Raw genomic sequence first — 13832 nt, 5'->3', positions numbered from 1 at the left:
TGTTGCTCAACAGATTCGCGGCAGCGGGTCGCCGACGAGCATGTCGACGATCCGGCTGCCCCCGAACGCGGTCCGCAGCGCCACGATGCCCTGCGGCTCGGCCATCACCTCACCGATGACGGCCGCCTGCGCGCCGCCGGGCTGCGCACGCAGCGCGTCGACCGCGGCGTCCGACTCGGCGCGCGGCACGATCGCGATGAACTTGCCCTCGTTGGCCACGTAGAGCGGGTCGATCCCCAACATGTCGCACGCGCCGAGCACCTGCGGCTGGACGGGGAGCGACTGCTCGTCGATGATCACCGCGAGACCGGAGACCTGCGCGAGCTCGTTGCAGACCGTGCCGACCCCGCCGCGGGTGGCGTCGCGCATCCACCGGGTCGACGGTGCGGCCTCGAGCAGCGCCTCGACGAGCGAGTTCACCGGCGCTGTGTCCGAGTCGATGTCGGCCTCGATGGCGAGCTCGCCGCGGGCGAGCATCACCGCCATGCCGTGCTCGCCGATGGTGCCCGACACCAGGACGCGGTCACCGGGCTGCACCCGGTCCGCGGACAGCACCCGGCCCGCGGGGATGACGCCGACGCCCGCCGTGCAGATGTACATCCCATCCGCCGCGCCCTTGCCGACCACCTTGGTGTCCCCGGTGACGATCTCGATACCGGCCGCCTGGCCGGAATCGCGCATGTCGGCGACGATCTCACGCAGCGCGGAGATTTCGAAGCCCTCCTCGATGACGAATGCGGCCGAGAGCCATTGCGGGCGGGCACCCGAGACCGCGAGGTCGTTGACGGTGCCGTGCACGGCCAGGTTCCCGATGGACCCGCCGGGGAACCGCAGCGGTTGCACCACATACGAATCGGTCGAGAACGCGAGCCGCTCGCCCGACGGGAGCGGCAGCACCGCGGCGTCGCCGAGCTGCTCGAGCTCCGGGTTGCGGAACGCCTCGACGAAGACGGAATCGACAAGGGCCGCCGAGGATTTGCCGCCCGCACCGTGGGCGAGCGTCACCACCGATTCGAGCAGGCGCGGACGGCGTTTGCGGAACTCGTCGATGCGGTCGAGTACCCGGCCCTCGCGTTCGGCCGCGGTCGAGGGTCGGTCGCCGACCTGTGAGCTGCTCATCTGGGACCGCCTGTCGTCTCTCGCGGCCCCGGTGCGGGTTTCGCGAGGTTGTCCTGCACCGCAGACCAGAGCTGGTATCCGATCAGCGCGTGGCTCTCCTGGATGCGATGGATGCTCTGGGACCGGATGGTGAAGCAGAAGTCCAGGTCGTCGCTGGTCGACATCCGGCCGCCGTCGTGGCCGGCGAACCCGACGGTCAGCAGCCCGCGCGTGCGGGCCTCGGCCAACGCCGTCATCAGATCGTCGGAGTTGCCGGAGGTGGACAGCGCGATGGCGATGTCGACCGGCTTGGCGTGGGCGATGATCTGGCGCGAGAAGATCAGCTCGAAGCCCACGTCGTTTCCCAGCGCCGTGACCACCGCCTGGTCGGCCGCCAGCGACCAGGCCGCGACCGGCCGACCGCGGGCGGGCCGGCTGAACAGCGAGGCCAGGGTGGCCGCGTCGGTGGAACTGCCGCCGTTCCCGAAGGTGTACAGCCGCGCGCCCGCGCGGAAGCGCTCGGCCATCCGGGCGCCCGCCGAGGTGATCCCGTCGCCCCATTCCTCGAGCGAGACCCGCTGCAGCCGTGCGCTCTCGGCGGCCTTGCTGCGCGCCGACGCGGCCAGGTCGGTCAGCAACGCGTCGGCGTCGTTCTCCTCCGCGTCGATGAAGGGATAGAGGAAGTTGGTGCTCTCCTGCTCGCTCATCGCGACACCTCGGCGTTGTCGATGCGGGTGATCGCCGCGCCGCCGTGCACGAGGATCAGGTCGTTCGCCTCGACCTCGCCGAGCACGGTGACGTCGACGGACTCCTCGCCGGAGCCGGTGCGGACCAGCGCGGTGTCCAGCGCGGTGGCCGGAGGCAACACCACCTCGGCGAGCCTGCCCTCGTCGCTGCAGGTGACGCACCCGTCGTCGGCGCACGCGTCCTCGTCCGGGGTCAGCAGGCCGGGATGTTCGAAACAGACGTGGGTCAGCTCCCACAGCAGGTGGTACATCAGCACGAACCTGCCGGTCGCCGGGATCATCGGATCGTCGGAGGCCACCCACAGCGTGTGATCGGCGCTGCCCGCCGGCGGGCGCGGGCCGGAGCCGATCCAGATAGTGTCGGCGCCCCACGCGGGTGCGCGCCGCATCGCGTCGCGCACCTGGGGCTGGTCGGCGGAGGCCACCGCGATGATCACGTCGCCGGGCCGGGTGGCGACGCGGCACTGCGCGACCGGGTCCGGTTCGACCAGCGCGACGGACGGCAGTGCCCGCTTGCCCATGATCACCGGGTGCACGAACTCGACCGCGACGTGATGGGCGTGCGGCTCCCACTGCGGCGAGATGACCCACAGCGTGGCGCCCGCGTTGAACCTCCTGGCGAGCGACAGCGCCGCGGACGCGAGATCCGCGGAGAGATCGTCGTCGATCAGGGGGGCGTCCGAATGCGCCGTCGTGGTCATCGCCGTGCTCCGATCTCCGATTGGTCGGTTCTGGTACCGCGCCGGTGGGCGGCGCGCTCGAGGAACGCCAGGCCGAGGACCGCCTGGCCGAGCGAGAGCCCGCCGTCGTTCGCGGGCACCCGCTGGTGGGTGAGGACCTCGACACCGTTGCCCTGCAATCGCGTTCGCAGCAGGCTCAGCAGGAGCCGGTTCTGGAAGACGCCTCCCGTGAGCCCGACGGTTCCGGTGCCGGTCCGGTCGGCGATCCGCAGGGCCAGCGCCGCGGTCGCGGTCGCGAGCGCGTGGTGGAATCCCAGCGCCAGCGAGGCCGCGGACTCGCCCCGCCGCAGGCCCGCGACGAGACCGGTCAACAGCGCATCGAGTCGCAGCTGCCCGCCGTCGATCGCCATCGTCAGCGGTGCCGGTCTGTCGGCCTGTCGCGCGAGGGCCTCCAGTTCGATGGCGGCCTGCGCCTCGTAGCTCACCCGGTGGCAGACGCCCAGCAGCGAGGAGACGCCGTCGAACAGGCGCCCGACGCTGGTCGTGCGGACGGCGCCCGCCCCGGAGGCCAGTTGAGAGGCGACGAGGAGGCGTTCCGCGGCCGCGAGCGCTCGGGTGCAGGGCAGGTCGTCGATCTCGCGGATCCCGGCCTCGTGCAGCAGCGACAGCGCGACGCGGGCGGGGTTGCGGACCGCGGCATCGCCGCCGGGCAGCCAGAACGACTGCAGGTGGCCCGACCGCTCGGTGGTCAGGATGTCCGGGCCGACCAACAGGAGCTCGCCGCCCCACACGGTCGCGTCGCACCCGTATCCGGTGCCGTCGAAGGCGACGCCGAGGACCCTCGAGTCGAGGCGGCCGTGCTCGGCGAGCAGGGAGGCGACGTGCGCGTGGTGGTGCTGCACCGTGCGCAGTTCGATCTCGTTCGCGCCGGCGTACCGCGCCGCCCACTGCCTGGTCGAGTAGCCCGGGTGATCGTCCGCGACGATCAGCGCGGGCGCGGCCCGGTGCATGGTGGTGAGCTGGCGCACCGAGGTCTCGAACGCGCGCCGGCTTTCGAGTGTGCCCATGTCGCCGAGATGTGCCGAGCAGAATGCGAGATCCTGGCGGGTCAGGCAGAAGGTGTTCTTCACCTCGGCCCCCACCGCCAGCACCACCGGACCCGGGGAGGGCAGCAGGATCGGGAGCGGCGCATACCCTCGCGACCGGCGGATCGGGACCTCCCGGTCCTCGGATACCGCCAGGACCGAATCCTCGCAGGGCACGGCGATGTCGCGATCGTGCATCAGGAAGAGGTCGGCGATCCCGGCGAGCCGCGCGCGGGCGTCGTCGTTGTCGAAGCAGAGCGGCTCGCCGCTGGTGTTCCCGGAGGTCATCACCAGGACACGGGGGTGCTCATCCGGTGGCGACCCGGGAGCCGGCGAGAAGAGCAGGTGGTGCAGCGGGGTGTAGGGCAGCATCACTCCGAGTTCGTCCAGGCCGGGCGCCACTTCGTCCGCGACGGGGCCGGTTCCCCGGGTTCGCAGCAGCACGATCGGCCGCGCGGGGTGGCCCAGCAGGCGCTGCTCGGCGTCGGACACCTCGACGATCCGCTCGGCCGTCGCCGTGTCCGCGGCCATCACCGCGAACGGCTTGGCGGGGCGGCGCTTTCGGATCCGCAGACGCCGCACCGCGCCCGGCTGGGTCGCGTCGCACACCAGGTGGAAGCCGCCGAGCCCCTTGATCGCGACGATCAGGCCGTCGTTCAGCGCCCGCTGGACGCCACCGAGCACCTCGTCGTCCCCGACGGTCCGGATGCCGTCGCGCTCCAGGAAGATCCGCGGGCCGCAGGCGTGGCAGCTGATCGGCTGGGCGTGGTAGCGCCGATCCTCCACGGTCCCGTACTCGCGCAGGCAGCGTGGGCACATCGCGAACGGGGCCAGCGTCGTCGCAGGACGGTCGTAGGGCAGGTCGGTGATCACGGTCAGGCGCGGCCCGCAGTTGGTGCAGTTGATGAAGGGATGCCGGTAGCGGCGGTCGGCGGGGTCCCGCAACTCGCGTAGGCAGTCCTCGCAGGTCGCGACGTCCGGGGAGATCAGCGTCCGCGCGCCGGGCACGTGCCTGCTCTCGGCGATGCGGAAGGATCTCTCGCCCTGCGGGGCAAGGGCTTCCGCGGCGAGGTCGACGATCACGGCGATCGGTGGCGCCTCGGCCCGTATCCGGCGCTCGAACTCCGCGAGGGCGGCGGCGGGGCCCTCCGCCTCGATGAACACACTGGCATCGTCGTTGCCGCAGTGGCCGCCGATCGCCAGGTCCGCCGCCAGCCTGGCGACGAAGGGCCGAAACCCCACCCCCTGGACGATTCCGCGAACCACGATCCGACGCCGTTCGATACGGCCTTCCGCCCGGTGTGCTGGCTGTAAGTGGGTTGTCATACCCGACTCCACATCGCAGACGGTTCACCCCGGGTCCGGGGTGCTGGGTGACGACCGGCCTTCATCGGATCTTTCTCCTCGCGCTCCGGACCCGCAAGGGGCATCGGCGCAGTATCCGCAGCATCCGGAGGACCCAGGTGCAGACGCGGAGCGGTCTACGGGTGTGTACTTGATCGCATGAGCCTCGGGCCCGGCTCGGCGGGCGGCGGTGTGTGAGCATGCCGGTGTGGCGGCTGCGTGACTTCCATGACGGGGATCTCGATCAAGCCATCCAGATCCTGGATCAGAGCCGTGCGCCGGGGTCGGAGGAGCCGGTGTTCGCGGTCGCCGAGGTGATGGCTGCGGCCCGGGCTGGTCAGCCCGCCGTGGTGGCCGCGGTCGGGGACGAACTGGTCGGGATGGCGGTGGCACAGACACAGGGCGAGCGGGCCTGGGTGCTCCTGGTGGCACTGGGATCGAGATGGCGAGGACGCGGAATCGGTAGCGCGCTGCTGGCGAATCTGGAACAACGCCTGCGTTCCTCCGGGGTTCAGCGGATCTGTGCGGTGTTGACCGAGGGTGCCACCGGTTCGGCGGCGTTCGAGAACTCCGGCTACACCCGTCGGGACGGTCTCGTCTACTACGAAATGCTCGAGCCGCTCGGCCCGGATCGGGCGTTGCTCGCCGAGTTGGGTGGTCGCATACTGCCCACTGGGTTGTGGCAGGCGATGGCCGGAATGGAGCGGGTGAAGGAAGCCATCGAGCGCCGGGTCGTCTTGCCGCTGGCGGAGCCGGACGTCGCCGAACGGTATGGCGTCCAGCCCCCCAAGGCGGTGATCCTGTTCGGCCCGCCCGGTACCGGCAAGACCAGCTTCGCGAAGGCGGTGGCATCGAGACTGGGCTGGCCGTTCGTCGAACTGTTCCCCTCTCGCCTGGCCGCGGCGGTGGACGGTGGGTTGGCCGCCTCGTTACGGGATGTCTTCTCCGAACTGGCCGAGCTCGAGGAGGTGGTGCTGTTCATCGACGAGGTCGAGGAGATCGCGGCCGCCCGCACCGGGTCGGCGGCCAATGCCGCGCATGGGGTCACCAATGAACTGCTCAAGCTGATCCCGTTGTTTCGGGAACGCGACCGGCGACTGATGGTCTGTGCGACGAACTCGGTGCACTCGCTGGACTCTGCGTTCCTGCGGCCCGGTCGATTCGACTACGTGATCCCGGTCGGCCCGCCGGATGCGCCCGCCCGTCGTGCGGTGTGGGAGCGGTACCTCGGTGCCGCACACGGTGCGGTCGACGTGAACCTGATCGTGAATTCCAGCGAGCTGTTCACGCCCGCCGACATCGAGTTCGCGGCGCGGAAGGGCGCGCAGACCGCCTTCGAGCGGGAGATTCTCCACCGCCGCGGCGAGCCGGCGAACACCGACGACTATCTCGCGGCCATCGCCGACACGCGGCCGACCCTCAGTGCCGAGTTGCTGGCCGAGTTCGACCAGGACACCGAGCAGTACACACGCCTGTGACGTTCTGACCTGCGCCGGAACACCCGCCCGAGGCGGGATCGGGCGGTAGCGTGAGCAGACGGAACGAAACGGAGTCGGTATGCCCGATTCGGCGCGTCATTCGACACCCGCGATGCGGGTCCTGCTCGTGCTGGCGTGTGCGGTGCTGGCCGCGGCATTCGGAGCGCCCGCGATGGCCGCCCGCGCCGCCCCTGCCGGCCCGGAGTCGCCCGCGTGCGCGTGGCGCTTCATGTCGAACGAGACCGTTCTCAATGTCGCGTTCCCGGACGCCAACGCGACCTACTGGGTGCTGCCGTACGCGTTGGGGGGCGACGACCGGATCGAGCTGAGCGGGGACTATCCCGCTGCGCGCTACTTCTCGCTCAACACCTACGGCACCGACCTGAACACGGTCGACACCCTGCGCGACGACCAGATCGTCCCGGATCGAGGCAGCGGGAACCCGTTCGTGGATCCCTCGCCGGCCGGGTCGCCGGAGTCGGCGGGGCGTTGGCACGCCACCGTGGTGCCCGGCGAGGCGGACCACGCGCTCAACCAGATCCGGGCGCTGCCCGCCGGAGCCGCGAGCCAGACCGTGCCGATGGGCTTCCTGATCATCCGGGTGTACGTCCCCGACGACGTGGCCTCGCCGCCGGGAGGGGTGCCGCTGCCCGCGGTCGCCCTGGTGCTGAACAACGGCGCCACCACGATCCCGATCTCGACCTGCCCGGCGGCATTCGACCCGGCGGACGCCACCAACGGACCGATGGGGCAGGCGATGGAGGCGACCTTCGACCGACTGATCGCGGGCGCGGCATCGGGCGCGTTCCCCGGGAACGTGCCCGAGGCGACCTTCGTGAACCCGGCCAGCACCTCCGGGCTGTTCCCCAACGGCGACAACAAGTACATCGGCGCCGGACTGACCTATCAGCCGGGCCGGATCGTCGTCGTGCGGGGACGGGCGCCGACCTTCCCGGACACCCGGGAGGGCGTGCCGGTGACCGAGCCGGGGCAGCAGGTGCGGTACTGGTCCATGTGTCAGAACGACCAGGTGTCGCCGTATCCCGTGGTCGCCTGCGCGGCCGACTTCCAGACCAACCTCGATGCGCGCGGCTACTACACCTATGTGGTGGCGGTGCCGGAGGACGTGCCCGCGGCCGCCGCGTCAGACCCCACGGTGACGGTTCTGCCCTGGGGTTCCACCGAGGTTCCGAAGAAGGTGCTGTTCCTGCGGCACATGCTGCCCAGCCCGGCCTTCTACCCCCAGTCGGTGCAGGCGTCCCAGGCGGCGAACTCCGACCCTGCGACGACCATGGGGGAGTACTACCCGCGGGCGACCTACTGCGCGCGCGCCGACTTCGAGGCGGGCGGTTACCTGGCCTGCCTGGACGGGGACGGCTGAGTCCGGTCGGCCGGGCGGCCGGTGAGCCCGCACAGCGCCGCCACCTGTCCGATGGTCAGTGCTCCGCCATTGTCGGTCGCAAGGGCGAACCGCCCGTCCGCCCGGACCCGCACCGCGACGGCCGCCTCCCGGCGCATTGGATCGCTCGCACGGTCGAGAAGGTACTCGTCGTCGCCCGCCGGGGTCGGCGTCACCGCGCGGACCACACCGCGCGCGTATGCCTCTTCGATGAGACGGTCGATCATGACGCTGACTCCTCACGTGTAGGCACTGTGCCCGGCCGTGAGTATTAGGTACGCCTTACCTTATTGTCAAGCCGTCATTCCCGGTCAGCAGACCTCGGCGAACGGCGTCAGCCGCCCCCCTGACGCCGCCATCACCCCAGGGTGGGCAATTCCTCGCCCTGGGGTGATGGCGGCGTCGGTGCCGCGCGGCCCAGCATTGAGGAGTAGCGAATCCGGAACTCGGATTCATCCGAATCGACCACAGAGAGCTCGGCATGAACGCGATGAACACACCGGCGTCGACCGCGACCGGGGCAACCGGAGCCGGCGGTTCCATGACCACTGAGGAGATCAAGGCCCGCCTCGGCGCGATGTTCGTGTCGGCCAGGCCGGAGGGGCGACGCCGGGGTTCCGGGCTGCGCAGATTGGATCGCGGAGCTCCGGTGTGATCGGTGCGACTGCGTCGGCACGCGCTGTTTCGGAGTGACCGACAGTGGGTATGCCGCCTTCGTCATTCTCGACCACCACTACGAAGCGGGGTTCATGCCATGATCGTGCTCGGATTGATCTTGCTTCTCATCGGCTTCCTGACCGGCATCTCCATCTTGTGGACGATCGGCATCGTCCTGGTGGTCGTCGGATTGATTTTGGCCCTGCTCGGTGCGACCGGCCGGGCCGTCGGGGGTCGGAAGTACTGGTATTGACGCTACCGACGTTGCCTACGGACTCGGCTGGGGCACATTGCAATCGGTGACCTTCGGATTCACGCCGGCGTAGTTCAGCGGCCCGGCCAGTACCGTGACCGCGATGGTGCCGACGCCGGCGCAGTTCTCCGGGGTATTCGTGTAGTAGCCGCGCTGGCCTGCCGCGATGGCCCCGACCACGAGCCAGATCAGCACGACGAGAGTGATCAAGCGCATCACGGACCTCCGACTTCGCGCGGTTGCGACCTGTCAGAGCAATACCCCGCCGTGAAGCAGCGAAACCTACGTCGACGCCTCCCGGGTTGTCCGTCTGTACAGCGGCGGTGCCATCCGGGAGGCGTCGACTTCGGCCGATCAGTCCTTGAAGGCGTCCTTGACCTTTTCGCCGGCCTGCTTGAGGTTGCCCTTGGTCTGATCCTTCTGACCGCGGGCCTCGGTTTCACGATCGCCGGTCGCCTGGCCGACCTTCTCCTTCGCCTTGCCTGCGAGCTCTTCAGCCTTGTTCTTGGCCTTGTCGGTCGCTCCCATGGGGTGCCTCCTTGTGGTCTTGGCTCAGTGATTGCGCAGAGAGTTGATGAGTTCCTTCTTGTTCAACTTCGAGTAGCCGCTGAGTCCGAGTTCTTTCGCCCGTTCTTTCAGTTCGGGCACCGTGCGGTCTTTGTACGACTCGGCCTCGCCCCCGGTCTTCCCTACGGATGAACGACCTTCGGTCGCGGCGGCATTCGAGATCCGTGCCGCCTTTTCCTTCGAATCGCCCTCCTTGCGGAGTTTCTCGTACAGGTCTTGATCCTTGAGGTGGGGGTCTGATCCCTTTCGCGGCATCGACTTCTCCTTCCTGGTCCCGCCTGTGGGAGCCGGGCCGGCGAGCAATGATCTGCCCGGGCTCTGCCCCACACTGGTACCCAGCCCGAGGCCCGCCGAAACCGAGACGTCAGCCCGATTCGTCCATCGCCGCCCGGAGCGAGGCAAGAGTCCGCGCCAGTATCCGCGACACGTGCATCTGGGAGACCCCGACCTGCTCGGCAATCTGCGTCTGGGTGAGGTTGCCGAAGAACCGCAGCATCAGAACCGTGCGTTCACGCTCGGGCAGCGCTGCGACCAGCGGCCGGAGAGCTTCACGATTGTCGATCGTGTCGAAGGCGGAGTCGAGGTTTCCGACGGACTCGGCAAGTGGCGGCGCGCCGGGGCGCTCCGTACCGGGGGCGTCCACCGACGTCGTCTGGTACGCATTGCCCGCCAGCAGTGCCTCGTTGACGTCGGCGCGACTCACGCCGAGCTCCGACGCGATCTCTGTCGGCGTCGGGGACCGGCCCAATTGTTGACTGAGAACCCCGGTCACCTTTCCGATGGCCACATGGAGTTCCTTGGTGCGGCGCGGAACACGCAGCGCCCAGCCCGCGTCGCGGAAATGGCGACGCACCTCGCCCATGACGGTCGGAACGGCGAAGGACACGAACTCCGTGCCACGTTCGGGGTCGAATCTGTTGACGGCGTTGACCAAACCCACTCGGGCGACCTGGACGAGATCCTCGTGCGGTTCGCCGCGGCCCGTGAACCGGCGGGCTATGTGCTCTGCCAACGGCAGGCAGCGCTCCACGATCTCGGCTCGAACGGTTGCTCGTGCCGGATCGTCGGGCGTCATCGCCGCGAGTACCTCGAACCGGACATTGACATCCGAGTACTCGTCAGAATCAGGGCCTGAGTGCCGGCTCACCCGGGCGTGCCCTCCGCACGGCGAGTGAAGTCGATCGTGAGGATCAACCGGGATCCATCTTCGGGGTCGGGTGCGTGGTGTGCGGAGACCTCGTCGGTGAGGGTTCGCAGCACATGCCACCCGAACCCCTGGTCCAATCCACCCACCGCTTCGTCGGAGCCGGCCGATGTCGATCCGGAGAACACGAATTCTCGGTCGTGGACCTGAACCCGACACCGGAGCAGTGCCTCCGGTAGCGCCGCCCGCACCAATCGGGTGGCGGCCTCGTCGACGGCGAGTCTCAGATCGGCGATGGTGTCGAGATCGAAGTCATTTTGTGTCGCGATGGCCGTGACCATCGCGCGAACCAGGAAAAGTTGGTCGGCGTCGGCCGGCAACCGGAGCTCCAATTCCGATCCGGTCTGCTCTCCGAACTCTTCGGCGTGCGCCCGTGACATACGGCCTCGTTCCCCCACGTGGGATGTTGCGTTCGCTGAACGCAGACTACCCACCTTCCTCATCGCCGAAACGAAGGTATGGCCTCGCTCAGATCGATCTGGTAAGAAAGAGACAGGTTGAGCCAACAGCCGGCGGTAGGTCGAGCAATCGTCGCAGCTCCCGAAAATCCACTCGAATGCCTGATGAACGATCGCAACACCACCGCTTCACTCCGCACTGTCAATTGCGATGATGAGGAGGGTGTCGTGCTTCAACGTCACCAGTTCAAGGGAACGGATCGAGTGTCGCGCCCGGTGGAATCTCCGCCGAGAAGAACATCGACGGTTGTCGTCCCGATCAGTGGAGATGTCGATGCAGCCACGCTGCCAGCCGTGCGGGAACAGATCAATGCCGGGATCGACGAGGCAGCTGACAGGCTCGTGGTGGACCTGTCGCAGGTCACGTTCCTGAGCATCAGGGGTGCGGAGGTGCTGGCCGACGCACAGTGGCGAGCCCGGGCCGACGGGGTGGAATTCTCAGTGATCACCGGGTCGCGCGCGGTCGACCACACCCTCCGGGTTGCCGAGCTGGACAACCGATTCCGCTGCTTCGCTTCGGTCGAGAGCGCGCTCGCGCTGCAGCATGATGGTCGATCGCGTCCTGTCGATACCGCTTCCCTCGGGGCTTGGCAGGCGGTCGGCTGATCGCAGCCCCTCGGGCCCGTGGTCATCGCGGCGCCGGCGGCGGTGGTGCGGGCGGCACGGGCTCGGGGGATGGTCCCGGCACCGGTCCCGGTTGCGGCGGCTGTGGCCCCGGCGGCGCGGGGTCGGGTGCCGGCCCTGGGAGGGGCGGGGTGGGGACGGGCGGAGTCGGGATCGGTGGCTGTGGAACGGGGTCACCCGGTTCCGGCTCGCCCGGATCCGAAGCGCCGCTGATTCTGGTCATGCCCCGGTGATACCCGCCGAGTGGGTGCCGGAAACCGGACCCGATGAGTGAATCGGAGGCGTGCAGTGCAGATCGGATACAAACTCTTCGCGGAGGGGTACTCGCCGACGGAGCTTGTCCGCCAAGCCGTCCACGCCGAGGCGGTGGGCTTCGACTTCGTCGAGGCAAGCGACCATTTCCATCCGTGGCTGGACAATCACGGCCACTCCGGCTTCGTCTGGTCCGTCTTGGCTGCCGTCGCCGCGCGAACCAAGACGGTGGGCCTCGCGACCGGTGTCACCTGTCCGTTCCTCCGATATCACCCCGCGCTGATCGCGCAGGCCGCGGCCACCACCGCCCTCCTGAGCGAAGGCCGGTTCACCCTCGGTGTCGGTTCAGGGGAGCGTCTGAACGAACACGTCGTCGGTAGGGGGTGGCCTGCGGTCACGCGGCGGCACGAGATGCTCCGCGAGTCGCTCGAGATCATTCGGTTGCTGTGGTCGGGCGGCTATCGGTCGTACGAGGGCAAGCACCTGACGCTCGAGGACGCGAGGGTGTTCGATCTGCCCCGAGAGCTGCCGCCGATCGCGGTCGCCGCAGGCGGACGTTCCGCCGCGACGGTGGCGGCCGAGCTGGGGGACGCGTTGTTCGCCACCGAGCCGCGGCCCGAGATCGTCGAGCGCTACCGGGGGGCAGGCGGCAAGGGGCCCACCTATGCCGAGGTACCGCTGTCATGGGCGGCCGACGACTCCGCGGCCGCCGAGTCGGCCCGCGAGAAGTTCCGGTTCGGAGTGCTGGGCTGGAAGGTGCAGGCTGAGTTGCCCAACCCCGCGGGTTTCGAGGCCGCCTCGGCGTATGTGACCGACGACGACATGCGCGCCGTGTTCGGTTGCGGTCCAAGGGTTGACGACCATCTGGCGGTGGCGCGGAAGTACGTCGATGCCGGCTTCGATCGGCTGGTGCTGATCAACGCGGGACCCGATCCGGACGGCTTCTTCGACTTCTTCGCCGACGAGCTGTCGGGCCCGCTGCGTCAGTTGGGTGGCTGAACTCCGATGCGTGTTCGGCGCCAATCGCTTCCGCCATGAGCTGTTCGGAGCCGGCATCACCGCCGTCGAACGGGCGGAATCGGCGGCTCGGGATTCTGAACCGCCGATCCCTCGGTTCCTGCGACTACCCGGGCGGCCACAGGCCCTGTCCCTTGAGTGCCCGTGCATACCGCGATCAAACGCAGAACGAGGCCTTATCCGCCCGGACGTTGCCCGTCGGCTCGGATCGACATCGTCAACAGGATGTGGTTGAAATCCTCGCGGAATCCCTGCGGTGTCGCGATCAGGCTGGAGATGTCGCGGAGCAACTGACGGGCCACGTCGCGCAGTTTGACGTTCGACTCTTGCGAACGCCAGGTCAGAACCTCGAAGGCGCGGTCAGCGGAGATCCCGTATGCGAGCATCAACGCGCCCTTCGCCTGCTCGATCGCGGCTCGTGACGAGGCGATCTCCGCGACCGCGTCATCGATCGATTCCTGGATGTCGGATTCGAACGCGTCGGTGACGTCGATGTAGAAGCCGAACGTCCCGATCACGTTGTCATCGTTGTCGAGCAGTCGGTCGCCGACGACCACCACGCGATGGGTCTCGCCCTCCGTGTCGATGATCCGGTGCCTGCTGCTGAAGGGCGCGCCGTGGGCCCGGACGTTGTCGAGGATCGCGGCGACATGTGCCTTGTCGTCGGGGTGCTTGTGCGAGAGCAGTAGCTCGGTGGTCGGCACGACCGACCCGGGCGCGTACCCGTGCATTCTGGCAACTGCGTCCGACCATTCCCACGCGTCGTCCGCGACCCGAAAGCGAAAACTGCCGACGAGCATGCCCGACTCGCCGCCGACGGGCGTCGTCGCGCTGAACTCAGGCTGCGCCTCGGGCGCGACTTCGCTCACCCTCTGAGTATGGACCCATTTCCAGGGCAGTGGCGATCAACGAGAAGCGGACCTTCTTCGGAGGCATCCGGACGGAGAGGCGTGGCGTTTCACGCCGCGTG

Annotated in this window: 16 protein-coding genes; 5 read left to right on the top strand and 11 right to left on the bottom strand. The window is 68.8% G+C overall.

Annotated features, from left to right (window positions below; all coding sequences use genetic code 11):
* Positions 1-6 precede the first annotated feature (6 nt).
* The 4 genes from hypE to hypF are packed head-to-tail and all read right to left on the bottom strand — an operon-like array spanning position 7 to position 4935.
* Positions 7-1119 carry a hydrogenase expression/formation protein HypE gene (gene hypE / locus C8K38_RS20830; RefSeq protein WP_097213319.1) on the bottom strand — a complete coding sequence of 371 codons (1113 nt, stop codon included), beginning with the start codon at positions 1117-1119 and terminating at the stop codon, positions 7-9.
* The gene (locus C8K38_RS20825) at positions 1116-1805 is read right to left on the bottom strand and encodes a D-sedoheptulose-7-phosphate isomerase (RefSeq protein ID WP_097213318.1); all 690 of its coding nucleotides are present in this window, start codon (positions 1803-1805) and stop codon (positions 1116-1118) included. Before C8K38_RS20825 ends, hypE begins: the two co-directional genes overlap by 4 nt.
* The gene (locus C8K38_RS20820) at positions 1802-2545 is read right to left on the bottom strand and encodes a HypC/HybG/HupF family hydrogenase formation chaperone (protein ID WP_097213317.1); all 744 of its coding nucleotides are present in this window, start codon (positions 2543-2545) and stop codon (positions 1802-1804) included. The genes C8K38_RS20825 and C8K38_RS20820 overlap by 4 nt, the downstream gene beginning before the upstream one ends.
* Positions 2542-4935: a carbamoyltransferase HypF gene (hypF, locus tag C8K38_RS20815; protein WP_097213316.1), complete on the bottom strand. Its 2394-nt coding sequence runs from the start codon at positions 4933-4935 to the stop codon at positions 2542-2544. The genes C8K38_RS20820 and hypF overlap by 4 nt, the downstream gene beginning before the upstream one ends.
* A 218-nt stretch (positions 4936-5153) precedes the next feature.
* Here hypF and C8K38_RS20810 point away from each other — a divergent pair, with 218 nt between their 5' ends.
* Together C8K38_RS20810 and C8K38_RS20805 are read left to right on the top strand one after the other, a co-directional pair.
* Positions 5154-6431 carry an ATP-binding protein gene (locus C8K38_RS20810; protein WP_097213315.1) on the top strand — a complete coding sequence of 426 codons (1278 nt, stop codon included), beginning with the start codon at positions 5154-5156 and terminating at the stop codon, positions 6429-6431.
* A gap of 112 nt (positions 6432-6543) precedes the next feature.
* Positions 6544-7812, top strand: coding sequence for a hypothetical protein (locus C8K38_RS20805; protein ID WP_097213314.1), 1269 nt, complete (start codon positions 6544-6546; stop codon positions 7810-7812).
* Here C8K38_RS20805 and C8K38_RS20800 read toward each other — a convergent pair.
* Positions 7782-8057, bottom strand: a complete 276-nt coding sequence (locus tag C8K38_RS20800; RefSeq protein WP_097213313.1) for a hypothetical protein — start codon at positions 8055-8057, stop codon at positions 7782-7784. The two genes, C8K38_RS20805 and C8K38_RS20800, sit on opposite strands and share 31 nt — an antisense overlap.
* Positions 8058-8584: 527 nt before the next feature.
* Here C8K38_RS20800 and C8K38_RS27280 point away from each other — a divergent pair.
* Positions 8585-8740 carry a DUF6131 family protein gene (locus tag C8K38_RS27280; protein WP_097213312.1) on the top strand — a complete coding sequence of 52 codons (156 nt, stop codon included), beginning with the start codon at positions 8585-8587 and terminating at the stop codon, positions 8738-8740.
* A 15-nt stretch (positions 8741-8755) separates the two neighbouring features.
* Here the strand turns inward: C8K38_RS27280 and C8K38_RS20795 are convergent, their stop codons facing one another.
* From C8K38_RS20795 to C8K38_RS20775, 5 genes are all read right to left on the bottom strand, one after another.
* The gene (locus C8K38_RS20795) at positions 8756-8956 is read right to left on the bottom strand and encodes a hypothetical protein (RefSeq protein WP_097213311.1); all 201 of its coding nucleotides are present in this window, start codon (positions 8954-8956) and stop codon (positions 8756-8758) included.
* Positions 8957-9094: 138 nt separating this feature from the next.
* Positions 9095-9268, bottom strand: a complete 174-nt coding sequence (locus tag C8K38_RS20790; RefSeq protein WP_097213310.1) for a CsbD family protein — start codon at positions 9266-9268, stop codon at positions 9095-9097.
* 24 nt (positions 9269-9292) lie between these two features.
* A complete protein-coding gene (locus tag C8K38_RS20785; protein ID WP_097213309.1) occupies positions 9293-9562 on the bottom strand; it encodes a DUF7218 family protein in 270 nt (89 codons plus the stop codon).
* 109 nt (positions 9563-9671) lie between these two features.
* The gene (locus C8K38_RS20780) at positions 9672-10454 is read right to left on the bottom strand and encodes a SigB/SigF/SigG family RNA polymerase sigma factor (RefSeq protein WP_097213308.1); all 783 of its coding nucleotides are present in this window, start codon (positions 10452-10454) and stop codon (positions 9672-9674) included.
* Positions 10451-10891: an ATP-binding protein gene (locus tag C8K38_RS20775; RefSeq protein WP_179800663.1), complete on the bottom strand. Its 441-nt coding sequence runs from the start codon at positions 10889-10891 to the stop codon at positions 10451-10453. Before C8K38_RS20775 ends, C8K38_RS20780 begins: the two co-directional genes overlap by 4 nt.
* Before the next feature lie 183 nt (positions 10892-11074).
* Here C8K38_RS20775 and C8K38_RS20770 point away from each other — a divergent pair, with 183 nt between their 5' ends.
* Together C8K38_RS20770 and C8K38_RS20765 are read left to right on the top strand one after the other, a co-directional pair.
* Entirely contained in the window at positions 11075-11575 is a 501-nt protein-coding gene (locus C8K38_RS20770; RefSeq protein ID WP_097213306.1) for an STAS domain-containing protein, read from the top strand.
* A 306-nt stretch (positions 11576-11881) separates the two neighbouring features.
* Positions 11882-12844: a TIGR03557 family F420-dependent LLM class oxidoreductase gene (locus C8K38_RS20765; protein ID WP_097213305.1), complete on the top strand. Its 963-nt coding sequence runs from the start codon at positions 11882-11884 to the stop codon at positions 12842-12844.
* Between the two features lie 194 nt (positions 12845-13038).
* On the opposite strand, the gene C8K38_RS20760 is transcribed toward C8K38_RS20765, so the two are convergent.
* Complete coding sequence (locus C8K38_RS20760; protein ID WP_373560280.1) at positions 13039-13731, bottom strand: PAS and ANTAR domain-containing protein; 693 nt, start codon at positions 13729-13731, stop codon at positions 13039-13041.
* Positions 13732-13832: the final 101 nt, after the last annotated feature.

The organism is Rhodococcus sp. OK611 (assembly GCF_003050885.1).
GTDB classification, from domain to species: domain Bacteria; phylum Actinomycetota; class Actinomycetes; order Mycobacteriales; family Mycobacteriaceae; genus Rhodococcus_G; species Rhodococcus_G oryzae.
This window is presented reverse-complemented; position numbering and strand designations above follow the sequence as displayed.